Source organism: Massilia brevitalea (assembly GCF_030711405.1).
In the GTDB taxonomy this organism is placed as follows: Bacteria; Pseudomonadota; Gammaproteobacteria; order Burkholderiales; family Burkholderiaceae_D; genus Telluria; species Telluria brevitalea.
Genome location: NZ_JAULSI010000022.1, coordinates 60,721 through 82,615, shown reverse-complemented (window position 1 = coordinate 82,615; position 21,895 = coordinate 60,721). Strand labels below are relative to the sequence as shown.

The following is a 21,895-nucleotide window of genomic DNA, read 5'->3' as shown; positions in this document are numbered from 1 at the left end:
CCGATGTTCAGACCGCGTGGGCACAAGTGCCCACCCTACGTAAGTCACGTGACGNGCTGTGGGCGGTGAACGGCTACCTGGAGCGCGGCTACGTGGCGCGGGCGCGTATCGGGCCGGAGGGGCTGACGGGCAGGCTGTATGCGGTGACGCCGAAGCGGCTGGCGGGGAATGCCTGCCTGGTGGACTTCGTGCAGGTGATGCGCGAGACCTCGTTGCTGGCTTTGCCGGGGATTACTTTGTTGTGAGCAGCGCGTACCGATCCGATGGCGGCGTAGGGTGGGCACTTGTGCCCACGCGGTCGTACTCCAGCATACCTTACAACTCTCCGGGATCGCGAAGACTGCAGGCCAGCTCAAAGGCTGCGAGCATGCCGATGGTCAGACCGCGTGGGCACAAGTGCCCACCCTACCTAAGTCACGCCACGGGTGATACGTTGCGGCTCACCAGCCCGCCGACCAGCACGGCATCGCCTTCCAGCCCAGTACGGATCAGGCAAGCCTGGCCGGTGGCGCGGCCCTGGCGCACGCTCAGGCCCTGGCCCAGCAACAGCGTGAGCGCACCCGCCGCCACGCCGGTGGCGCTGTCTTCCAGCATCGGTTCCAGGTGGTTGAAGTTGCGGCCTTCGACCTCGCCCTCTCCGGTACGGCACCAGGCGTAGCAGCCGTTCACGCCGGCGTTCTTGCCCCACACGTGGATCAGGGCCAGGTCCGGCTGCAAGCCGTACAGCGTGTCGACATCGGCCACTTCCAGCAGCAATTTCGGACTGCCGACCGACAGCACGCGCGGCGCGCTGGCCAGCACCAGGTCGGGCGCCGCCAGCAGGCGCAATGGCAGGGCGGTATCCAGTTCGAGCGCGGGCGCTTCCTGGCGCGTCAGGCGCACGAACACATGCTCTCCGGCGCGCGACAGGACCAGCGTCTGGCCGTGCATCGCCGTCTTCACGGCCAGCGGCGCGCCGGAACCGTGCTGCTCGAACAGCAGCTGCGCCGCCGCCAGGGTGGCGTGCAGGCACAAGGGACTGCGCATGTGCGGGTAGACGTAATCCAGTACCGCCACGCTGCCAGGCTCGCCCTCCGGCGCATTACCGGGAGCATCGGCCTGCCCACCAACTTGCGTACTGAGCTGCGCACCCAGCTGCGCATCGACCCGCCCATCCACCGGATCGACAAACACACAGGTCAACCCACGCTCGCGCGCAAACGCCCGGCGCCACCCCGGGTTGCCATTTCCTTTCTCGACGACCAACGCCGGATTGCCTTCTCCAGGCTTTTCTCCAAAACAATCGAACTCATGAACACGCATTGCTGATCCTTGCCAAATTAACCTCGTCAGTTATACTGTGTTTTTATACAGTAGTTTTGTGCGGTTTGCACGTTTAATTTTTTGTCACCCGCGTTTTCTCGAGCCTATCAAGAATGCCTATACCGACCGATCCATCGATGCAGGGCCTGCCCGACTATGCCGAGCTGTTCTGCCTCTCGAACTTCTCCTTCCTGCAAGGCGCATCGCACGCCGAGGAGTTGGTGGCGCGGGCGGTGAAGCTGGGTTATGCGGCGCTGGCGCTCACCGACGAATGCTCGCTGGCCGGCGTAGTGCGCGCCCATGCCGAGGCCAAAAAGGCAGGCTTGCCGTTCGTCGTCGGCGCCCATTTCCACCTGCAGGAACAGGACGGCAGCCCGGCCCTGTCGCTGATCCTGCTGGCGCAGAACCGCAATGGCTATGGCAACCTGTCCGAGTTCATCACGCTGGGGCGCACGCGGGCCGAGAAGGGGACCTACTTCCTCACGCCAGGCGATATCGCCGACCCGCAAGGCGAACTGGCGCACCTGAAGGGCATGCCCGATTGCCTGGCGATCCTGCTGCCGCGCTATCCCGGCCACGACCAGGCCGGCGTCGACCGCTTGCACGCGCAGGCCGCGTGGATGGTCGAGCAGTTCGGCAACCGCGCCTGGCTCGGCCTGACGCTGCTGCACCGCGCGCTCGATGAAGCGCACCGCGTCACGGTGGAAGAGGTGGGCTGGCAGCATGGCCTGCCGATCGTCGCGCTCGGGCACGTGACCATGCACGTGCGGTCCCGCAAGCCCTTGCAGGACACGCTCACCGCCACCCGCCTGAACAAACCCGTGGCCGAATGCGGCTATGGCCTGGCGCAGAACGCCGAGCAGCACCTGCGCGCGCGCCTGCGCCTGGCGAACATCTATTCGAAAGAAGCACTGAGCGAGACACTGCGTATCGCTTCGGCCTGCACCTTCTCGCTCGACGAACTGCGCTACGAGTACCCGAACGAAGTGGTCCCGCCCGGTCAGACGGCCAGCAGTTTCTTGCGCAGCGAAACCTATATCGGCGCGCACCGGCGCTTCCGCGACGGCATTCCTGCCAAGGTGCAGGCCCAGATCGAGCACGAGCTGGGCTTGATCGCCGAGATGGAATACGAACACTATTTTCTCACCGTGTACGACATCGTGCGCTTCGCCCGCTCACAGGAAATCCTGTGCCAGGGCCGCGGCTCGGCCGCGAATTCGGCGGTCTGCTACTGCCTCGGCATTACCGAGGTCGATCCGGCCCGCGCGAACCTGCTGTTCGAACGCTTCATCTCGAAGGAGCGCAACGAGCCGCCGGACATCGACGTCGACTTCGAGCACCAGCGCCGCGAAGAGGTCATCCAGTACATCTACAGCAAGTACGGGCGAATGCGCGCGGCGCTGGCGGCGGTGGTGATCAGCTACCGCCCGAAAAGCGCGCTGCGCGACAGCGGCCGTGCACTCGGCATCGACCTCGCCATCATCGAAAAGGTGTGCAAGAACCACCACTGGTTCGACAGCAAGAACGATCTCTTGATGCGCCTGGGCGAATGCGGCCTCGATCCGGAGGCGCCGCTGTCGCTGCAATGGGCCACGCTGGCGCAGCAGCTGCTGAACTTCCCGCGCCATCTGTCGCAGCACCCGGGCGGCTTCGTCATCGCGCGCGGCAAGCTCTCGCGCCTGGTGCCGATCGAGAACGCGGCCATGCTTGACCGCAGCGTCATCCAGTGGGACAAGAACGACCTCGAAGAACTGGGCCTGATGAAGGTCGACGTGCTGGCGCTGGGCATGCTGTCGATGCTGCGGCGCGCGCTGGCACTGGTGAGCCTGCGCCACGACATCGTCTTCGAGATGCAGGACATCCCGTCCGACGACCAGGCCACCTACGACATGATCTGCGCCGCCGACACGGTGGGCGTGTTCCAGATCGAATCGCGCGCGCAAATGAGCATGCTGCCGCGCATGAAGCCGCGCGTCTTCTACGACCTGGTGATCGAGGTGGCGGTGGTGCGGCCAGGGCCGATCCAGGGCGGCATGGTGCACCCCTACTTGCGGCGGCGCCAGGGGCTGGAACCGGTGGTGTATCCGAGCGAGCAGATGAAGGTGGCGCTGGCGCGCACGCTGGGGGTGCCGATCTTCCAGGAGCAGGTGATGCAGGTGGCGATCCTCGGCGCCGGCTTCACGCCGGGCGAGGCCGACCAGCTGCGCCGCGCGATGGCGGCCTGGAAGCGCAAGGGCGGCCTCGAACATTATTACGACCGCATCGTGCGCGGCATGCTGGAGCGCGGCTACGACCTGGCCTTCGCCGAGCAGATATTCAGCCAGATCCAGGGCTTCGGCGAATACGGCTTCCCCGAGTCGCACGCGGCCAGCTTCGCGCTGCTCGCCTATGCCAGTTCCTGGGTCAAGTGCCACGAGCCGGCCGCCTTCCTGTGCGCGCTGCTCAACAGCCAGCCGATGGGCTTCTACAGCCCCTCGCAACTGGTGCAGGATGCGCAGCGCCACGGCATCGAGGTGCGGCCGGTGGACGTCAACATCAGCGGCTGGGATTCGACGCTGGAAGAACTGCACGACCGCACGCGCCAGCCGGCCGTGCGTCTCGGCCTGTCGCTACAGCGCGGCATGAGCAGAGAAAGCGTGGCGCGCATCGAAGACGCGCGCGCGATCCAGCCGTTCGACAGCGTGGCCGACCTGGCGCGCAGGGCAGCCTTGGACCGGGCGGATCTGCAGGTGCTGGCGGGTGCGAATGCCTTGCGTTCGCTGGCCGGGCACCGGCGCGAAGCCTTGTGGCAAGCCGTGGGGGCGGTGCCGGACCGCGACTTGTTGCGCCCGACCACGGTGGATGAAGAGATGCCGGCGTTGGCGGCGCCGAGCGAGGGCGACGAGATCGTCGGCGACTACCGCGCGCAGGGGCTGACGCTGGGGCGGCATCCGCTGGCGCTGCTGAGGAAGCAGCTGCTCAAGCAACGCTTCATGCCGGCGTCCGTACTGAACCAGTACGCCGACGGCCAGCTGGCGCGCGGCTGCGGCATCGTCACCGTGCGCCAGCGTCCCGGCACCGCCAAGGGCGTGCTGTTCGTGACGCTGGAAGACGAGACCGGAAACGTGAACGTGATCGTCTGGCCGGACCTGGTCGAGCAGCAGCGGCGCGAAGTGCTGGGGGCGCATCTGCTGGGCGTGTACGGGGTCTGGCAAAGCCAGGGCCAGGTGAAGCACCTGGTGGCGAAGCGGCTGGTGGACATGTCGCATCTGCTGGGCAGGCTGGCGACGCACAGCCGGGATTTTTGTTAAAGCGGAGAGAGTGGCGATCGCTGCGGCCCGGCAGGGTCATTGCCGGGCCTCTACAGGAATCGATGGGCGTTACCCGAGCGCTTCGTGGCGCGGCCAGCTAGCGAGCGAGACGCTGATCAATCGCTTGCAACAACACCCCAATCGGCTTGGTCAGGTTGCGTGGCGCATTCGGATTCAGGTGTGCCTGCACGACAATGGTCATGTCTTCCCCGGGCGTGAGCGCGTAGGCAAACGGAATCAGGGCAAATCCATGTCCGATCACCGGCAATGTCAGCGCCTTTCCCTGCCTGCCGTTTGCCAGGGAAACCGCGACTGGGTCCAGGCCGGCAAGCATGAACTGCGCAGCAGGTGGAGGCAGGCTTTCCAGTAAATTCCTGGCATCGGCAACGCGCTTGGCAAACGCTGCATCGATATTGCGCGGACTAAATTCACCGTCCTTGCATAGTGCGACGATGACCTGTCCAAGCGCATTGTTTTCGACAATCTCGAAGGTCTTGACCTGTAAGCATCCCGCCATCTTGTTCACGTCAGCGTTTCCGGTATCGACTCCAATCTCTGTACCGAGAGGAAAATTTTTGGCAATGAGCTCGCTTTCTATGCTGTCCAGTGGACCGGTCGCGGCATGGGCCGCATTCCAGTTGAGGAGTACGAGCAGGGGAAGTGCGAACGTGTTGAGAAGCGACTTTTTCATAAGACCTTTGCGTAGGTTGGCAGCGTTATTCAAAGAAAAGATACATGACAATAAATAATCCTGGTCAGGATTCTTGTTGACACAGGCAAGCGGCTTTCTGGATATGTCACCCGATCGGCCGCATGCCGCAGATGCGCGGCGCCGCGTCCGGCTCCACCGCAGGCGGCTGCGCCAACTGGCGCAGCAGGCACTCGCGTAGCGGGGACAGCCCGGGCAGCGCGTGAACCAGGTCCCAGGCGCGCGAGGCGGCATCGGCTTCATCGCCAGGATGCGCCGCCTGCGGCATCCGGCTCCAGGCCAGCGCCGCCGCATTCACTTCCCTTACGCCGGTGTTGCCGAGCCAGGCAAGCACCACCGCGCGCTGCATGTCCCAGGCCATCCAGCGCTGCTGCTGCTCGCTGACGCCGGCGCCCGCATGCAGCGCCAGGAAGCTGTCCAGCACCCCGGACATGGCCACGGCAAGCTGCGACACCAGCTCACATGCCTGCGGCAGCAGCGGCTCGCGGCAAGCGCTGGCCAGCCAGTGCTCGGCAACGGGAACGAGTCCGGCTTCAAGCCACACCAGCCTGCCATCGGGCTTCGTGGACAGCACGAGAAACGCGGGCAATTGCAGGCCGGCCGCGGCCAGCCTGGCCAGGTCCTGGCGCACCCGGTCGTCCATGGCGATGGCGTCTTCCATGGGCATCAAGCCGCGGCGGCGCCAAGGACTTGCCGATGCCGCGCTTCCAGGCCGGGATGGCCGCCCAAGGCCGCCAGCAGCCTCGGTCCCTGGGCGGCAGAGCGCAGGCTGGCGATGAAGCGCGGGTGGTCCATGGGCGCGCCGCGCCCCGCCAGCAAGACCAGCATGTCGGCCCGCTGCACGATGAATTCGGTTTCGCCGTTGTACAGGTCGAAAGGCCTTGCCGCGCACGCCGTGCACAGGGCCTGCTCCTGCAGCGCGCCGAGGCTGGCGCCGGCGTCGAACAGCATCTCGACCAGGGTCTCGTCGAGCGCCGACACCGCTGCCAGCAGGGCGTCGTCGAGCGCGCCGGGTCCGTTTACGCCGTGTTCGAGCAGCCAGGCGACGGCATCGTGGGCGGCGCGCGACGCGGCCGTGACCAACGCCTGCGGCCCGGCCAGCGCCAGGTCGGCGCCGCGCGCGGCCAGTTGTTCCAGCATCTGCGCATTGTCGACGCGGGCCGCTGCTACAAGCACCGTCACCGACTCCCGTCGCAGGTCGAGACCAAGTGCGCGCAGGCGGTCGATGAGGGCGAGGTAGTCGGCGTTGCTGCGGTCCTCGGTGTAATAGGGCGCATCCAGTGCCGGCGAGTGGATGCCTTCGGCAAGCACGTCGAGTGCATGGGGGACCAGGTCTTCGAAGCGAGCGCCGCGCGCCAGCGCCAGGTCGAGCGCGGCGGCGTCGGCCCAGCGGCAGGCGAGAGCGGCATACGCAGTCCAGAACGCCGCGCGCCAGTGCGCGTGGTCTTGCCCGTTCCAGCGCAGCGCCTCGCGCAGGCTGGCCAGGCGGCCGAGCGCGAAATGCGCAAGCGCCGGGTCGCGCGCCGCGAATACTGGGCAGGGGCCGAGCAGGCCAGCCGTATCGGCAAGGGCCGCGGGCCAGTCGGTATAGGCGGTATCGTCGTTCAGGTCGTCGAGCACCCCGAGCGCCAGCCGCAGGTCGAAGTCGTAGCCGCTCACGCAGGCCAGCAGGGCGCCCAGTTTCAGGGGCGCCGGCAGCGCGGCGGTGGCGATGAAGGAGAGCAGGGTATCCTGGTATTCCGGCGTCGCATGGCCCGGATTCAGGTAATGCGCCTGCGCCGCGTCCTGCCAGCGGCCGTGGATCGCATCCAGGTCGGCGCAGCCGTCGAAGACGCGATGCCAGTCGAGAAGATTCATGGGTCGGTTCGTTGAAAAAGTAGATGTGCATGGGCGCTGGAAAGCGCCGTCCCTCAGCTATAATAAATTGCTTTTTAGAAACTGCAACCACTTCATCATCGGAAACCCAGCATGGCTACCCTGACCGGCCCAGCCGCCGTTGCCACACCCGCCGCCGCCGGCCTGCGTATCCTCGACGCCGCCGGCATCGAGGCGGTGCGCGCAAGCGTGCAAGCCTGGCTCGACAGCCATGGCGTGGCCGAGCTGGCGCGCCTGTCTGACCGCATGCTGCTCACGCGCGCCACCCTGTTCCCTGTGACGAAGCTGCAGCTGCGCACCCGCTACGAAACGCGCAGCGTCGCCAGCAAGACGGAGGCGCTGCAACGTGGCGCGGTTCCCGAAAAACGGAACTTCAGGGACGACAGTTTTCCGATCTGGGATCATATCGCCGGCGACAGCGCCGCCGACATGCATCCCGGCGTGTTACCGCCCGCAGTCACGAAAAAGGTGCGGTATTCCGACCTGGCCAGGGATTGTGCCACTTGCGGCGCGGCCGGCAGCACGCGTTGCGCCAAGTGCGGCGGGGGAGGCCAGGCGGCCTGCCGCTCCTGCGGTGGCGGGCGCGAAGTCGACTGTGCCGCCTGCAGCGGCGCCGGCGAAAAGAAGTGCTGGACCTGCAACGGGCATGGCGAGCGCAAATGCGATGGCTGCCGCTCCGGAACGCGCCACAACGGCGAGCGCTGCCCGCTGTGCCACGGCCGCGGCTACACCCGCTGCAACGAATGCCGCGACGGCATCAAGACCTGCGGCGCCTGCTCGCGCCGGGGCCGCGTCCGCTGCGCCGCCTGCGACGCGGCGGGGCAAGTCCGCTGCGGCAGCTGCGGCGGCGAAGGCAGCATCGGCTGCACGCCCTGCGCAGGCAGCGGCACGCTCGTGACGTCATTGCACCTCAGCGCCAGCCATGCCGAAAAGCTGGCGGACGCCTGGGTCATGCCGCCCGATTATGCCGTCATGGTGCCGGAAGAAGTCTCCGCCTGGCTGCAGCGGCATGTCGAGATCGGCGCTGCATGCGAATTGTCGGCGCAGCAGTTCGATGGCACGCCTAATGGAGCAGCCGCTACGGCGCTGGGCCAGGCCGGGCAGCGCCTGGTCGAGGAGTCGGCGCGCCACGTACGCTACCGTTCCAATCTGGAACGGGTCGATGTGGCTGGCGGGCCGGTGGAGCGCATCGTCCGCCAGTGGTACACCGAGTATGCGCTGCCGCTGGTGAAGGTCGATTACCTGTTCGATGGCCAGGCATTGAGCTTATGGACCGTCGCGCCGGGCCTGGCGACGGCCGACCACGCGCAGGGCTTCGCCAGGAAAGGCAGCGCGGTGTTCGCCTTTGAGGGGCCGGTGGCCGAATACGCCGCGCAGGGGCTGGCTAGCGCCGCAGCGGCGCTGCGGGACGGCAGGTTGGGGGAGTGCGGCCGTCTCGCCGGCGGCCTGCTGCGAGCCTTTCCAGGTTCGACGCAGGCGGCATCGCTGCAGGCGGCCGCCGTCCGCTCCCAGCGTATCTACGCGTCGATCGGGTCGCTGCTCGCGGTGGCGGGCGCCGTCGCCCTGTACATGGCCACGGCGCGAATGCCGGTGTCCGCCGTCGCCATGGCCGGCATCGGCTGCGGCCTGCTGGCGGCCGCGGCGCCGTTTGCGCTCAAGCGGGTCGTCTGCAAAACGCGGACGATTGCGGTGCTGGCGCAGTGCGCGCTGGTCGGCGCCATGCTCGTCCCGGCAGTCGCCGGCGTCTAGCCTGATCCGGCGTATCGCCGCGGTCGGTGAAGTACCGAACCGAGCCCGGATGGCTGCCCGCGTATCGTCCGTGTTCCATCCACGGGAAAATACGCCATGCCCACCGATTTCGACCGCGGTGACAACCAGCACCGCCCACCCCTGGGCGCAACCCACGCCCCCACCGGCAAGCCCCTGATCGTCACGCCGACCTTCGTCAGCCGCGTCCACGCGACGCCGCGCGGCGAACGCCCGCAGGACAGTGGCGCCTCGAAAAGCCGCCACGGCCACGAGGTGCACTTCCCGAACTGGCGCCCGCACGCGCTGGCGCTGGAGGGTGAGCCGAACCTCGCCTTCGAGCACTGGGACGAATACTGGCGCAAGGTGCACGGGCCGAAGTTCGCCTGGGACGAGCCGGGCAGCTCGTCGGCGGCCGTGCTGCGCTACGACCAGGTGCACCGCATCGCCTCCGGCCCGTCCTCGTTCTTCCCGCCGCCTTACCGCGCCATGGTGACTGACGAAGGCAAGCTGCCGGACGACCCGGAAAAGCGCGTCCCGCCCTACGAGCGCCCGCGCTGGGACGGCTTCGCCTACATCGCCTACGCCGACGAAGGCGACATCGAGCGCACGCTGGGCCAGGAAAAATTCGACAAGCGCATCGTGGCCGACGAGCAGGTGGCCTTCCGCATGGTCACGCGCGAAATCACGCGCGAATACATCCTGGTCCCGAGCGAGCGCCACCGCGATCCGGTGAGCCTGGTGATGATCCACATGCGCGCACCGCACCTGTCGCGCGAAGCCTTCCAGCAGCGGCTGCTGGGCGAGCACGCGCAACTGGTGCTGGCCCAGCCGGCCACGCGCGAGTTCGTGCGCCGCTACGCCCAGCTGCACAACATCGGCTCGACCCGGAAGGACCCCGAAGGCAGCAGGATCGATGCGGTGTCGGTGCTGTCGTTCGCGTCGCTGAACGACGTCGAGGATTACCTCGTCAGCGACGACTACGCCGCCATCCAGGCCTCGTACGACGCGCTGCTGGGCGACGGCTCGGAGTGGTGGACCGGGATCAACTACAGCGTGATCAACCGCCTGCAGCCGGAAGTGGCGACAGTATTGCCGCCCACAGCCGCCACTCAGGATCAGGCCTGATCCACCCTGCCTTCGGGCAGCCGCGCCACCACCTTGATTTCGAACTGGAAGCCATACAGCCAGGTCACGCCGACCGCGGTCACGGTGGGGTGGGGCGGGCCGCCCCAGAATTCCTGGGCCACACCCCAGATCCGTTCGAAGCGCGTTTCCGGGTCGACGATGAAGATGGTCACGTCGACTATGTCGTCGAAGCTGCATTTCGCCGCCGCCAGCACGGCGTTCAGGTTCTGGAAGGCGCGCCGCACCTGGGCGTCGAGTCCCGGTTCGGGCGACCCATCCTCGCGGCTGCCGACCTGGCCCGAAACGAACAAAAAGCCGCCCGAGCGCACCGCCGGCGAATAGCGGTTCTTTTCATACAGGGCCTGGCGTCCGGCCGGGAAAACCACATCGCGTACTGTCATGCTGATCTCCTTAGGTAGAGCCGGCAATGCGCCGGCCGATGACAGCATTCTGGCTGCCCAGCGATCGCAGATAAACAGGCAGTTTTGTACAAGACTGTTTGTATAATCCAAACAATCACAAACAATCGAGAAAGAGGCGGCGTGGACAGGTTCGACGCGATGCGGGTCTTCGTCCGGGTGGTCGAGGCAGGCAGTTTTACGAAAGCGGCGCAGACGCTGCACATGAACCGCACCACGGTAACCCAGCTGGTGCAGCAACTGGAAGCGCGCCTGCACCTGAAGCTGCTGAACCGCACCACGCGCAAGGTCGGGGTCACGGCCGACGGCGCCGCGTACTACGAGCGCATCGTGCGCCTGCTGGCCGACCTCGAGGACGTCGAGACCAGCCTGCCGAACGCGCTGGCGGCGCCCAGCGGCGTGCTGCGCGTCGACGTGCCGAGCCCGTTTGCGACGATGATCCTGATACCGGCGCTGCCCCGCTTCCACGCGCGCTATCCCGAGATCCGCTTCGACCTTGGCGCCAGCGACCGCAAGGTCGACCTGGTGGGCGAGAACATCGACTGCGTGGTGCGCGGCGGCGCCGTGACCGATGGCGCGCTGATCGCGCGCCACATCGGCGATCTGCGCCTGGGCGTGTACGCGGCGCCCGCCTACCTGGCGCAGGCCGGCGTGCCGGTGCATCCCGACGAGTTGCAGGATGCGCGGCACCGCATCGTCCGCTTTCGATGGTCGCGCAGCGGCGGCGGCTTTCCGTATGCGATGCACAAGGAGGGCGAGACGGTGCAGATCGGCGGGCGCCACATCCTGTCCATCGACGACGGCAACGCCTACCTGGCGGCGGGCCTGGCCGGCCTGGGCGTGCTGTGGCTGCCCGACTATATGGCGCGCGTGCATGCGGAGGCGGGCAGGCTGCTGCCCCTGTTCGAGGACTGGCGCATCGACCCGATGCCGCTGTATGTGGCGTATCCGCCGAATCGCCACCCGAGCAAGAAGCTGCGCGTGTTCATCGACTGGATGGGCGAGCTGATGGCCGAACATGCAGCGCTGGCGCCAGGACCGGCTGGTAGCTGAACTCAACTATGCGACAGCGCATTCCCATAGCCGATATGATGACTTGTCAAAATCACCATCAAGGACAAGTCCATGTCTTCTGTCGTTACGGCCGGCCCGGCCTACCGAAGCCCGCCCGGCCGGCTTCACACGATCCTGCTCGCAGGTATCGTTCCCCTGTTCCTCGGCGCATTGCTGAGCGATATCGCCTACTACCAGAGCCACCAGATCCAGTGGAGCAATTTCGCCGCCTGGCTGCTGGCCGGCGCCGAGGTCTTCTGCGGACTGGCGCTGCTGTTTGCCTTGGTGAAGCTGGTGCGCGCACCACGCAAGGGCGGCTATCCGCTGACCTATTTCCTGTTGCTGCTGGCGACCTTCGTCCTGGGCCTGATCAATTGCTTCCAGCACGCCAAGGATGCCTGGGCCGTGATGCCGTCCGGGCTGGTGTTGTCGGCCATCGTGTTCGTGCTGAGCTGCCTGGCGGCCTGGGTCGGCCTGGCCCCACGTACCGGAGGTGTGCAATGAAACGATCGAACGCACTGGCATTCATGAGCGTTGCGCTGCTGCTCGGCGCATGCGGCGAAAAAGGCGCCGACATCCAGGCCCGCGGGCCCGATCCCAAGCTGCCGGAACAGCAGCGCGGCCTGCTGCCGAGCATGAAGATCGCCGAGCCGACCGCCTGGGGCGAGCAGAAGCCGACCGTGCCCGAGGGCTATAGCATCACGGCCATCGCCACCGATTTGCAGATTCCGCGCCAGACCCTGGTGCTGCCGAACGGCGACATCATCGTGGCCGAAGGCCGCGGCGGCAGCGCGGCCAAGCTCAAGCCGAAGGACGTGATCGCCGGCTACATCAAGGCCAAAGGCAACACCAAGGTGAAAAGCGGCAACCGCCTGACCCTGCTGCGCGACGCCGACGGCGACGGCACCTACGAGCTGAAGACCGTCTTCGCCGAGAACCTGAACGCCCCGTACGGCCTGGCGTTCGCGAACAACAAGCTGTACGTGGCCAACCAGGACGAGCTGGTCAGCTTCGACTACCAGGAAGGGCAAACCAAGGCTGCCGGCGCGCCTGCCAGCGTGGCCAAGCTGCCGTCCGAGATCAACCACCACTGGACCAAGTCGCTGGCCGTCAGCGCCGACGGCCGCTTCCTGTACGTCGGGATCGGTTCGAACAGCAACATCACCGAGCGCGGCATGGAAGTCGAACTGAACCGGGCCGAGGTGTGGCAGATCGACGCCGCCAGCGGCGCGCACAAGCCGTATGCGACCGGCGTGCGTAATCCCACCGCCCTGGCCATGCACCCGGAAACCGGGCAGCTGTGGGCGGTGGCGAACGAGCGCGACGAACTGGGGCCGGACCTGGTGCCCGACTATTTGACTTCGGTGCGCGAAGGCGGCTTCTACGGCTGGCCGTATAGCTACTGGGGCCAGAACGTCGATCCGCGCGTCCAGCCGGGCGACCCGAAGAAGGTGGCCGCCGCCATCAAGCCCGACTACAGCCTGGGCTCGCACGTGGCCGCGCTGGGCCTGTCGTTCTCGCAGGCCGCGATGGGCGACAAGTTCGCGAATGGCGCCTTCGTTGGCGAGCACGGCAGCTGGAACCGCGACCAGCCGGTGGGCTACAAGGTAATCTTCGTGCCGTTCGCGAATGGACGCCCGTCCGGCCAGCCGATCGACTTCGTCACCGGCTTCCGCACGGAAGAGGGCAAGACACGCGGCCGCCCGGTCGGCGTCACCGTCGACCCGCGCGGCGCGCTGATCGTGGCCGACGACCTGGCCAACACGGTGTGGCGGGTGACGCGTAATCGCTGAAAATGAGCGTTGAAAACAGCTGGGGTCAAGTCTGACATTCAGACACGGCCCCGGCTGTAGAGGCAGCCGGCGCGCTGTTTTCGGCCTCAGGCCCGGGTGCTTGCGAGGATGGGATTCACCAGGATTGTCCCGTAATCCGCCCGCAGCCGCCGTAACGGTATCGTGCAAGCGACATCTGTTGTATCCATGCCTGCCCGTGGCGCCTGCCGTGGCCGGCGCGCCTGCGCCAGGCATATACTCGGCACTCGATCTTCCTTACCGGGAGCCTGCCATGAAAGCGATGCATCTTCTCGTTGCGGCCGCTGGCGCCGCATGTGTGTTCTCGACCGGCGCCGCATTTGCCCAGACGCTCAAGAAAGTGGATGGCGTGCTGGCCGACGCCGCGGGCATGACGGTCTACACCTTCGACAAGGATACAGCCGGCTCGGGCAAGAGCGCCTGCAACGACGGCTGCGCCAAGATGTGGCCGCCGGTTCCGGTCACGGGCACCAGTGTCGCCTCGCCGTACTCGACCGTCACGCGCGACGACGGATCGAAGCAGCTGGCCTACAAGGGCAAGCCGCTCTACCTGTACGCCAAGGACGCCAAGCCTGGCGAACGCAAGGGCGACAAGGCGATGGATGTCTGGCACGTGGTCAGCGACTGAATCGCCGACGCCGCCAGTGTGAGCGAAAGCGCGCTCGACGCGCTCTCGCACCTGCAGTCAAACTTGTTCCGCCAGATCGGCAAGATGGCGTAATTCGGCCAGCGTACGACCGCTATGGCGCCGTGCATGTCCGCACATCCAGCAGCTGCAGCATTTTGGTGTATGCAAGACCAGTCCTGCCAGGCGTGGATCGGCAGGATCGTAGCGTCCGCTATACGAGCGGCGTGCTTTTTTAAGTCGAGCGGCGTGGTGGCGCCGAATGGCGCGCAACATATTTTTCATGCGTTACTCCAATCACCCCGGCGGCACCATTGCCACCGGGGATACGTATGGAGTAACGCGTCCAGCGATATCTGTTCATCTCGATGTCTATTTCGCCCAGTAATCCAGCACCAGCGAGCGCGCCAGGCTCGCGCCCAGGGTGTCGACGAAGCGTCCGTGCGCCGGATGCACCAGGTAGCCGTCGCGCGCCTCGGCGCTGGCGAACGTCAGCGTGAAGCAGTGGGTGAAGCCGTCGTTCAGGCCTTCCGGGCTGACGTTGGTGCCCCATTCGTAGGACACGATGCCCGGGATGGCGCCGGGCAGGGTGGCGAAATCGGCGACCACGGCATCGACTTGCTCGGGCGTGGCGTCTTCCTTGAAGGCGAACAGAACGACGTGGCGCAGGGTGGCGGAAGCGTTGGCGGTCATGGCAAAATAAGGTGAGTAAAAAGATAAGCAATCTTACACGCCCCGGCCGCCCTGTGCGCACGCCATGCTCGCGCGTGCCACCTTCGTGGCGAAGCGTGTAGAGTGCGCGGACCGACAAGCCAAAGGAGCGCATCCATGTTCAGCATCGACGACTTCGCGCAGCTGCAGTTCCTGGTAGGCCGCTGGCGCGGCGAAAGCGCCGACGGCAAGCCCTTCTTCGAGGAGTACGACCACCCCGGGCCGAACCTGTTCCAGTCGCACCGCTACGCCGACGAGAGCTTCGCCGAGCGCACCGACGGCAGCACCATCGCCTACGACAACGGCGAAGTCACCTCGACCTGGGGCGAGTTTACCTGGCGCGCGTCGAGCATCGGCGCCGACAGCGCCGTCTTCGAGCCGGTGCGCGCACCCAGCCGTTTCGAGTGGCGCCGCGTCGACGAATCGACCCTGGAAGCGCACCAGCGCTGGACGGCCGAGGGCAAGGAACAGCAGCACACGATCCGCATGACGCGCGTGATCAAGATCTGAGCCCGGGCGCGGCGCCAGCCCGGCCTTACTTGTCCGCTTCGACCCCGGCGCGCCCCAGCCATTTTCGGTAGGACCCGTAATGGTGGATCACGAAGCCGCCAAACGGCTGCATCGCACCCACGCTGCGCGCCGTGGCGCCGAGCTCGCGCTCCATGTCGGCTTCCTTCAGGTGGTGAAAAGAGACCTTCCTGATTGCGTTCGGCAGCGTCTCGACGCCGATCAGCACGCGCTTCTCGATGCGCTCGGCGTAGCGCAGCTCGTCCATCGCATGGCTGACGATGCCGTCGCCGCCGGCGGCCTTGTCGCGGTAGTCCATCAGCGCCACGTAGTCGTAGATGCCCTGCATGTGCTGGCTCACCGGCTTGGTCTGCCCCTTCCATTCGATGTGCAGGCCGTCGAGCCAGAACGGGATCGCCGGTCCCATCGGCAGGGCCTGGCCCGACGCGCGCTTGGCCCCCATCAGCGCATCCGACAGCGCCACGAATTCGCCCAGCAGCGCCATCTTGCGGGTCGACCATTCGTCGAGGATGTGCGGCTCGATGTCGACGTTGATGCCGTCGAAGCGTTCCTCGGGCGCTGCCGCCTTGTTGTAGTCGAGGACGCGCTGCAGCATGGCCAGGGCTTCGTCCCGGTGCCGGGGCAGCACGTAGCGCTCGGTGTGCAGGTAGCCGGAGCCGAGCAGGGCATAGGCCTTCAAACCGGAGGCATGCAGGCGCCGCAGCAGGCGCCGGTAGAGCTGGGGCTGGTCTGCAATCGCGTTGCGCTTGCCGAAAGCGTCGGCGTACAGGAAGACGGTGTCGATCGATTTCGATTGCAGGAAATCGATGGCGCGGCCGGCCGCGGCCGGGTCGTCCAGCATCGCGTACGAGTCTTCTTCCCAGGTCCAGATGGCGCGCGGGCCGATGCGGTCCGTGGCCTGTGCAGCCAGCGCAAAACCGGCCAGCAGCAGCGCGGCGAAGGTACGCTTCACAGGCGCGTCGCCACGTGGTATTGGCCGACGCCGAGCGGGCGCCCGGTGTCGGGGTGCGAGGGCAGGACCGAGACGAAATAACTGCCCGGCGCCACCTTGCGCAGGTCCGGCCGCAGGGCGATGGTCGCCGTTTCTCCCGGCGCCAGAGAACGCGCCGGCGCGGCGGTTTCGAGCAGCTCCAGCCCGCGCTCGTCGGTGATCACCAGCAGCGGCACAAAGGCCGGCGAGGCATCGGCGCCGTGGTTGGTAAAGGTGGCCTCGAACACGACGCCGGCGCCGGCGGCGCGGCGCAGGTTGGTCACGCCCAGGTCGCCGGCGCTCGCGGCCAGCGCGGTGCCGCGCAGGGTGCGTTCGCCGCCGTAGCCGGCCAGGCGCGCGCCCATTTGGGGCCGCAGGGCGGCGCTGCGCCCGGCGCTGCCGTTCGCTTCCAGGAAGTCGCGGAACTGGGCCTGGGCGCGCGCCAGGGCGCCGGCGTCGCTGTTGCGGTCGAGCTGCATGCCGTCGCCGATGGTGTAGAGCCGGCCCTGCGCCAGGTAGGCGGTGCCGGAGACGAAGTCGCTCATCTCGGTCTTGGTCTGCTTCAGCGGAATCACGTGCAGGTTGCGAAAGCCCGGCTCGGTATCGAGGCCGGTGCCGATCCAGGTCACCTCCTGCGGCGACTTCAGGCCATGGTGGTTGGCCAGGTAGGCCAGCAGCGCAGGCGCGATGTCGAACTGCGAGGAGATGGACTTGACCGACAGCGGCGCCTTCAGCATTGGCGAATACACGATCAGCGGCACGTGGTAGCGCTCGATGCGCGTGTCCATCGGCAGCTCGGGCAGGCGGTGGTCGCCGGTGACGATGAAGATGGTGTTGTCGTACTCCGGCAGCCTGGCGGCGCGCTCGAAGAACAGGCGCAGGGCGTCGTCGGTGTACAGGATGCTGGCGAAGATGTCGCGGTTGTCCTGGTGGACCGCGGTGGCCGGGCGCTTCAATTCGGCCAGGCGCTCGTCGACGCGGCGCAGCCAGGCTTCCTTGCCGGGGAAGGTGAAGGGGCTGTGCATGCTGGTGGTCTGGATGATCGTCACCGCCGGGCCGGCGGGCGCCTTCGCTTCGCGCTCGGAAGCTACCTCCATCAAATCGCGGTCGGCGTAGCCCCAGTCGTTGCTGCGCCGGTAGGGCGGGCCGAAATCCCGTTCGCTGACGATCGTGTCCACGCCCTGGTGGCGCAGGAAAGTGCCTTCGTTGTCGAACTCCAGGTTCGAGCCGGAATAGAAGCGCAGCCCATAGCCCTGGGCTTTCAGGACCGACAGCAGCGAGTCGTGGCGCGGCAGCTTGTCGCCCAGCGCCGCCAGGCCGTTCTCGCCGAAGGGGAGGGAGCCGAAGACCGTGGTCAGCACGCCGAAGGTGCGGCCCTGGCCGGACAGGAAGTTCTCGAAGTACAGGCTGCGGCCGGCCAGCTCGTCGAGGAAGGGCGTGAAGCTGCCCAGGCGCGCGCCGGGACCGGAGAAACTGCGGCCCAGGCCTTCGACGATGACGAAGACCAGTTTCGGCGGCGGCGCGCCGGGACGCGTGTGCAGCAAGGGGCCGAGGGTGTCCGGCGTGCGCTCGGTGTGCACGAAGGGGTAGCGCGGGTCCTGGCCGGACCAGGGTGTCTGCGCCTTGGCGTGCGCGTCGGTTTCCAGCGCGGCGCCCGTTCCATGCAGGTGCGCCAGGTTGCTGTCCACAAAAAAGGCGGTCTTGTTTACCAGGTAGTCGAGGTCGGCGCCGGTACGCGCCACCGGCGGCGCAAAGCGCTGCGGCAGCAGGACGTGGGCCAGCAGGCTGGCCGCCAGCACGAGGTAGCCGGCGCGGGCGCCGGGACGCGGCCACCAGTCGCGCACGCTCAGCGCGAGCAGCGTCCAGAGGCAGGCCAGCGCCGCCATCACGGCCACGCCCAGCAGCGGGCTCAGGGCCCAGCCGCCGGCGACGGTGGCGCCGACTTCGCTGGCCGAATAGGCGAACAAATCGGCCCCGAGCGGCACGCCTGCCACCCAGTGGTACTGCAGCAGCGCGGCATGGGCCAGCAGCAGCACGCTCCACAGCAGGCCGAGGGCAGCGCTGCGCCAGCGCGGCGAGGGGATCAGGGCCAGCGGCAGGGCGCCGAGCAGGAACACGCAGGCGAAGCGCAGCAGCGACAGCAGGTCGTTGCCCAGGCCGGCGCCGAACAGGCTCGATTGCGCCACGCCGGCGCCGCTGGCGTGGATGGCCTCGGCGACGCGCAGGCAGAACCAGGCCGCCACCAGGGCCGGCAGGACTTGCAGCGGAAAGGCGAGTGCACGGCCGAGGCGCTCGAACAGCATACGGCGCACGCTTACCACCGGCGGTACAGCCCGAAGGAGACGCCGCGTTCGCGCGCGCCGCTGCCGTCCCCGGAATCATGGGAGAAGCTGGCGCCGACCTTGCTGCCCCAGTCGCGCGACCAGTAGCGCACCCAGGTCAGGCTGCCGCCGCCGGAACGCGCACGGCCGCCGGCCAGGGACAGCGGGTCGTCGCTGCGGCCGCGGTTCGCCGTGGCCTCGATGTAGCTGTCGGCGTCGCCGGCGTAGTAGTAGCGCGCCAGCAGGCGGTCGCCGCTGCCGTGCGAGCTTTCGGACACGATGTTCTGGTGGCGCAGCTGGATGTACCAGTTGCCGACGTACCTGGCGAGGCTGGCGCCGTAGATGTTCACGCGCGAATCGAAGCCCAGCACGTCGTCGCTGAGCGATGCTTCCCAGCCGCCGCCGAGCGATTGCCAGACTTCGATACGGCCCGCGTTTTCGGGGAACAGGCGCGCCGCCGGGGCGCGCTGGTAGCGCAGGTTGGCGTAGGCGCCGTTCCACAAGTCGGCGTAGGCGTCCAGGGCCCAGGCGTAGCCGGACTGGTCGAAGCGGTGCGCGCGCAGGGTCTCGAAGCCGATCGAGCCGCGTTTGGTGTAGTGGCGCAGGCTGGCGGTCTGGTCGTTCCAGCGCGGGCCGGGGCCGACGTCAGTCCAGTTGCCCGACAGGCTGGCGGCCCAGGCGTAGCCGGCGGCCAGCGCCGCTTCCGGGTTGCCGGCGCGCGGCTGGGGCGAGATGGCGGCGATGGCGGCAGTGTCCGGGGCAGGGTCCGCAGCAGGGGTGAGGGCAGCGTCGAAGGCGTCGATCTCGGCCGCGTTGCCGCCGGCCGTGCGCGCCCTCGCCAGATCGGCGCGGGCTTCCGGCAGCTTGCCGGCGGCGCGCCAGGCGCGGGCGCGGGCCAGCCAGGCGGCGGCATCATCGGGACGCAGCGCAACCAGGCGGCTGTAGGCGGCGATCGCCGGCTCGGGCTGGTCGTGCCACCGGTGCAGGTTGCCGAGCGCGAGCCAGACGTCGGCGTAGTCGGGCGAGGCCTTGGCCGCCGCTTCCAGGTCGGCCTGGGCCTCGGCCCAGCGCTCCAGGCGCGTGTAGGCGATGCCGCGGCCGAGCAGGACGTCGACGTTACCGGGGGAGCGCATCAGGAGGGCGTTGTAGGCGGCCACGGCCAGGGCCGGCTGGCCATTGTTGGCCAGGCCGCGGGCCTGTTCGTACTGTTCGTCGAAAGAGGCGTTGCTGGCGGGCTGGACTTGTTCGGTGGCGTGCGGGGGAGGCTGGAAATCGATAACCATGGGAAGGCGCGGAATGATACGTGGCGCAACTCTGCCCGAGCGGCCGGGGAGCGTCAAGACATGTACGGTTGTCGAACGGCGTTGGTAACCGCGCGTCCGGAACGTGTTTGGGCTTTCTGTGCCGCGAGTCAGGAACGTATTTGGGCTTTCTGTGCCGCGATTCCGGAACGCTTCCCGTAGGGTGGGCACTTGTGCCCACGCGGACCATGCGGACCGCTAACAGGGCAGGCAACAGCCCCGATAACGTGTGCGGGTTTGGGTGGCAAGATCACTGACCGCGATAACGAAGCCTGCAACGATCACCGCGTGGGCACAAGTGCCCACCCTACATCAAAACTCTTCCCACTCTTCGGCGGCAGCTGCTTTGGCTGGCGCTGGCTTGGTCCGGACAGGTGCTTTCGGCTTGGCCGCGCGCGCAAGCTGCCTGACTGGGGCTGGGGCATGCGCCAGAACCACCGCACGCCCCTCCACCTTGAACACGCCCACCACCTCGGCCAACTTCGCCGCCTGCTCGCGCATCGCGCCGGCAGCCGCAGCCGCTTCCTCGACCAGCGCCGCATTCTGCTGGGTCGCTTCGTCCATCTGCCCGATGGCCGCGTTCACCTGCTCGATGCCGCCGGTCTGTTCGGTGCTGGCGTGGGTGATCTCGGCCATGATGTCGGTCACGCGGCGGATCGAGTCGACCACCTGCTCCATGGTCGCACCGGCCTGGTCGACCAACTTGGTGCCGGCGTCGACCTTCCCGACCGAATCGCCGATCAGGGTCTTGATTTCCTTGGCCGCTGCCGCCGAACGCTGGGCCAGCGTGCGCACTTCCGACGCCACCACCGCAAAGCCGCGCCCCTGCTCGCCGGCGCGGGCCGCTTCCACGGCCGCGTTCAGCGCCAGGATGTTGGTCTGGAAGGCGATCCCGTCGATGACGCCGATGATGTCGACGATCTTGCGCGAGGAGGCGTTGATCGAGCCCATGGTCGCGATCACCTGGCTCACCACGGCGCCGCCGTCCACGGCCACGCTGGAGGCGGTCTGCGCCAGCTGGTTGGCCTGGCGCGCGTTGTCGGCGTTCTGGCGCACGGTGCCGGTCAGTTCTTCCATCGAGGCGGCGGTCTGTTCCAGCGCCGAAGCCTGCTGTTCGGTGCGTGCCGACAGGTCCAGGTTGCCGGCGGCGATTTCGCCGGAGGCGCCGGAAATGGTCTCGGTGCCGCTGCGCACCTGGCCGACGATGTTGACCAGGCTGTCGTTCATGTGGCCCAGGGCGCGCAGCAGGGCGCCGGTTTCGTCGCGTGCGCTCGATTCGATGCGGCGCGTCAGGTCGCCGCCGGCAACGGTTTCGGCCAGTTCCACGGCTGCGCGGATCGGACGCACGATGCCGCGCGTGAGCAGCCAGGAGGCGAGGGCGCCGAGCAGTACCGAGCAGGCGGTCAGCACGGCGATCAGGGTGGTGCCGAAGCGGGCGGTGGCCTGGATGTCCTGGGTCATGCCGGTAATGTGGTTGCGCTGCATGGCCACCAGCTGCTGCACCGCTTCCTGGTAAGCCTTGGCGGTTGGCGTAAAGGATTCCTCGAGGATTTTGGTGGCGAGGTCCTGGTCGCCGTCGGCCTTGGCCTTGACGGCGCTGTCGCGCGCCTTGCTGTACAGCTTGCGCTGCTCGCTGATCTTCGCGAACAGCGCTGTTTCTTCCGCGCCGGCGATCAGCGGCTCGATCTGGGCGACCAGCTCGGCCGAAACCTTGGCGCTGAGGGCCGCGTCTTCCTTGAAGTAGGGGCCGAGGGCCGGGTCGCTGCTCTTGACGATGGCGGCGGTGCGGCGCACGGCCGAGAAGATCTGCGTGTACCACTCGGTAATCATGCGCTCCTTTGCCAGCGGCTGCGCCAGAATGGTTTGCGTGCCGGCCGCCACATGCTGCAGGCGCCAGATGCCGACCGAGGCGATCAGCACCGCCATGGCCAGGGTCAGGGCAAAGCCGATGGCCAGCCGTTTGCCGATATTCAGGTGTTTCAGGAAGCCCATTGCTATCTTGCCTATACAGATTGAAGGATCGAAATATCGTAGCTTGATTTGCGGAAATGTTTGTTTCTTTCGATTTGAAACTGCACCAAAATGTCGCTTTCCTGATACTTGTTG

19 protein-coding genes are annotated in these 21,895 nt (G+C 67.3%); 8 read left to right on the top strand and 11 right to left on the bottom strand.

Going from position 1 to position 21,895, the window contains the following annotated elements:
• Positions 1-414 precede the first annotated feature (414 nt).
• Complete coding sequence (locus QWL29_RS15390) at positions 415-1,173, bottom strand: PhzF family phenazine biosynthesis protein (protein ID WP_305823778.1); 759 nt, start codon at positions 1,171-1,173, stop codon at positions 415-417.
• A gap of 242 nt (positions 1,174-1,415) precedes the next feature.
• On the opposite strand from QWL29_RS15390, the gene QWL29_RS15385 reads away from it, so the two are divergent.
• Entirely contained in the window at positions 1,416-4,592 is a 3,177-nt protein-coding gene (locus QWL29_RS15385; RefSeq protein ID WP_305823757.1) for an error-prone DNA polymerase, read from the top strand.
• Positions 4,593-4,689: 97 nt separating this feature from the next.
• Here the strand turns inward: QWL29_RS15385 and QWL29_RS15380 are convergent, their stop codons facing one another.
• The 3 genes from QWL29_RS15380 to QWL29_RS15370 form a co-directional block, all read right to left on the bottom strand.
• Positions 4,690-5,283, bottom strand: coding sequence for a hypothetical protein (locus tag QWL29_RS15380; protein WP_305823756.1), 594 nt, complete (start codon positions 5,281-5,283; stop codon positions 4,690-4,692).
• 106 nt (positions 5,284-5,389) lie between these two features.
• The gene (locus QWL29_RS15375; RefSeq protein WP_305823755.1) at positions 5,390-5,962 is read right to left on the bottom strand and encodes a hypothetical protein; all 573 of its coding nucleotides are present in this window, start codon (positions 5,960-5,962) and stop codon (positions 5,390-5,392) included.
• Positions 5,963-5,967: 5 nt separating this feature from the next.
• Positions 5,968-7,158 (bottom strand): ankyrin repeat domain-containing protein, encoded by a 1,191-nt coding sequence (locus QWL29_RS15370; protein WP_305823754.1) that lies wholly within the window; start codon positions 7,156-7,158, stop codon positions 5,968-5,970.
• 111 nt (positions 7,159-7,269) lie between these two features.
• On the opposite strand from QWL29_RS15370, the gene QWL29_RS15365 reads away from it, so the two are divergent.
• Entirely contained in the window at positions 7,270-8,925 is a 1,656-nt protein-coding gene (locus QWL29_RS15365; protein WP_305823753.1) for a DnaJ-like cysteine-rich domain-containing protein, read from the top strand.
• Positions 8,926-9,021: 96 nt separating this feature from the next.
• The gene (locus QWL29_RS15360; protein ID WP_305823752.1) at positions 9,022-10,050 is read left to right on the top strand and encodes an EthD domain-containing protein; all 1,029 of its coding nucleotides are present in this window, start codon (positions 9,022-9,024) and stop codon (positions 10,048-10,050) included.
• Here QWL29_RS15360 and QWL29_RS15355 read toward each other — a convergent pair.
• The gene (locus QWL29_RS15355; protein WP_305823751.1) at positions 10,041-10,451 is read right to left on the bottom strand and encodes a RidA family protein; all 411 of its coding nucleotides are present in this window, start codon (positions 10,449-10,451) and stop codon (positions 10,041-10,043) included. The genes QWL29_RS15360 and QWL29_RS15355 overlap by 10 nt on opposite strands.
• A gap of 141 nt (positions 10,452-10,592) precedes the next feature.
• On the opposite strand from QWL29_RS15355, the gene QWL29_RS15350 reads away from it, so the two are divergent.
• From QWL29_RS15350 to QWL29_RS15335, 4 genes are all read left to right on the top strand, one after another.
• Positions 10,593-11,522, top strand: a complete 930-nt coding sequence (locus tag QWL29_RS15350) for a LysR family transcriptional regulator (protein ID WP_305823750.1) — start codon at positions 10,593-10,595, stop codon at positions 11,520-11,522.
• A gap of 72 nt (positions 11,523-11,594) precedes the next feature.
• Complete coding sequence (locus tag QWL29_RS15345; protein ID WP_305823749.1) at positions 11,595-12,026, top strand: DUF2231 domain-containing protein; 432 nt, start codon at positions 11,595-11,597, stop codon at positions 12,024-12,026.
• A complete protein-coding gene (locus QWL29_RS15340) occupies positions 12,023-13,315 on the top strand; it encodes a PQQ-dependent sugar dehydrogenase (protein ID WP_305823748.1) in 1,293 nt (430 codons plus the stop codon). Before QWL29_RS15345 ends, QWL29_RS15340 begins: the two co-directional genes overlap by 4 nt.
• A 271-nt stretch (positions 13,316-13,586) precedes the next feature.
• Positions 13,587-13,961 carry a COG4315 family predicted lipoprotein gene (locus QWL29_RS15335; RefSeq protein WP_370663704.1) on the top strand — a complete coding sequence of 125 codons (375 nt, stop codon included), beginning with the start codon at positions 13,587-13,589 and terminating at the stop codon, positions 13,959-13,961.
• A gap of 57 nt (positions 13,962-14,018) precedes the next feature.
• Here QWL29_RS15335 and QWL29_RS15330 read toward each other — a convergent pair whose 3' ends face one another.
• Together QWL29_RS15330 and QWL29_RS15325 are read right to left on the bottom strand one after the other, a co-directional pair.
• Positions 14,019-14,243, bottom strand: coding sequence for a hypothetical protein (locus QWL29_RS15330; RefSeq protein WP_305823747.1), 225 nt, complete (start codon positions 14,241-14,243; stop codon positions 14,019-14,021).
• 87 nt (positions 14,244-14,330) lie between these two features.
• A complete protein-coding gene (locus tag QWL29_RS15325) occupies positions 14,331-14,651 on the bottom strand; it encodes a Dabb family protein (protein WP_305823746.1) in 321 nt (106 codons plus the stop codon).
• A gap of 135 nt (positions 14,652-14,786) precedes the next feature.
• Between QWL29_RS15325 and QWL29_RS15320 the strand changes: the two genes are divergently transcribed.
• Positions 14,787-15,179, top strand: a complete 393-nt coding sequence (locus QWL29_RS15320) for a hypothetical protein (protein WP_305823745.1) — start codon at positions 14,787-14,789, stop codon at positions 15,177-15,179.
• A 25-nt stretch (positions 15,180-15,204) separates the two neighbouring features.
• On the opposite strand, the gene QWL29_RS15315 is transcribed toward QWL29_RS15320, so the two are convergent.
• From QWL29_RS15315 to QWL29_RS15300, 4 genes are all read right to left on the bottom strand, one after another.
• Entirely contained in the window at positions 15,205-16,149 is a 945-nt protein-coding gene (locus tag QWL29_RS15315) for a glycoside hydrolase family 18 protein (RefSeq protein WP_305823744.1), read from the bottom strand.
• Complete coding sequence (locus QWL29_RS15310) at positions 16,146-18,470, bottom strand: LTA synthase family protein (protein ID WP_305823776.1); 2,325 nt, start codon at positions 18,468-18,470, stop codon at positions 16,146-16,148. Before QWL29_RS15310 ends, QWL29_RS15315 begins: the two co-directional genes overlap by 4 nt.
• An 11-nt stretch (positions 18,471-18,481) precedes the next feature.
• The gene (locus QWL29_RS15305) at positions 18,482-19,771 is read right to left on the bottom strand and encodes a YaiO family outer membrane beta-barrel protein (protein WP_305823743.1); all 1,290 of its coding nucleotides are present in this window, start codon (positions 19,769-19,771) and stop codon (positions 18,482-18,484) included.
• A gap of 330 nt (positions 19,772-20,101) precedes the next feature.
• Positions 20,102-21,781, bottom strand: a complete 1,680-nt coding sequence (locus QWL29_RS15300; protein ID WP_305823742.1) for a methyl-accepting chemotaxis protein — start codon at positions 21,779-21,781, stop codon at positions 20,102-20,104.
• Positions 21,782-21,895 lie beyond the last annotated feature (114 nt).

Bases quoted from the DNA above. Each gene is read 5' to 3' on its own strand.
- QWL29_RS15385 (WP_305823757.1), top strand. From the start codon at position 1,416: ATGCCTATACCGACCGATCCATCGATGCAGGGCCTGCCCGACTATGCC.
- QWL29_RS15380 (WP_305823756.1), bottom strand. From the start codon at position 5,283: ATGAAAAAGTCGCTTCTCAACACGTTCGCACTTCCCCTGCTCGTACTC.
- QWL29_RS15375 (WP_305823755.1), bottom strand. From the start codon at position 5,962: ATGGAAGACGCCATCGCCATGGACGACCGGGTGCGCCAGGACCTGGCC.
- QWL29_RS15370 (WP_305823754.1), bottom strand. From the start codon at position 7,158: ATGAATCTTCTCGACTGGCATCGCGTCTTCGACGGCTGCGCCGACCTG.
- QWL29_RS15365 (WP_305823753.1), top strand. From the start codon at position 7,270: ATGGCTACCCTGACCGGCCCAGCCGCCGTTGCCACACCCGCCGCCGCC.
- QWL29_RS15360 (WP_305823752.1), top strand. From the start codon at position 9,022: ATGCCCACCGATTTCGACCGCGGTGACAACCAGCACCGCCCACCCCTG.
- QWL29_RS15355 (WP_305823751.1), bottom strand. From the start codon at position 10,451: ATGACAGTACGCGATGTGGTTTTCCCGGCCGGACGCCAGGCCCTGTAT.
- QWL29_RS15345 (WP_305823749.1), top strand. From the start codon at position 11,595: ATGTCTTCTGTCGTTACGGCCGGCCCGGCCTACCGAAGCCCGCCCGGC.
- QWL29_RS15340 (WP_305823748.1), top strand. From the start codon at position 12,023: ATGAAACGATCGAACGCACTGGCATTCATGAGCGTTGCGCTGCTGCTC.
- QWL29_RS15335 (WP_370663704.1), top strand. From the start codon at position 13,587: ATGAAAGCGATGCATCTTCTCGTTGCGGCCGCTGGCGCCGCATGTGTG.
- QWL29_RS15330 (WP_305823747.1), bottom strand. From the start codon at position 14,243: ATGAAAAATATGTTGCGCGCCATTCGGCGCCACCACGCCGCTCGACTT.
- QWL29_RS15325 (WP_305823746.1), bottom strand. From the start codon at position 14,651: ATGACCGCCAACGCTTCCGCCACCCTGCGCCACGTCGTTCTGTTCGCC.
- QWL29_RS15320 (WP_305823745.1), top strand. From the start codon at position 14,787: ATGTTCAGCATCGACGACTTCGCGCAGCTGCAGTTCCTGGTAGGCCGC.
- QWL29_RS15310 (WP_305823776.1), bottom strand. From the start codon at position 18,470: ATGCTGTTCGAGCGCCTCGGCCGTGCACTCGCCTTTCCGCTGCAAGTC.
- QWL29_RS15305 (WP_305823743.1), bottom strand. From the start codon at position 19,771: ATGGTTATCGATTTCCAGCCTCCCCCGCACGCCACCGAACAAGTCCAG.
- QWL29_RS15300 (WP_305823742.1), bottom strand. From the start codon at position 21,781: ATGGGCTTCCTGAAACACCTGAATATCGGCAAACGGCTGGCCATCGGC.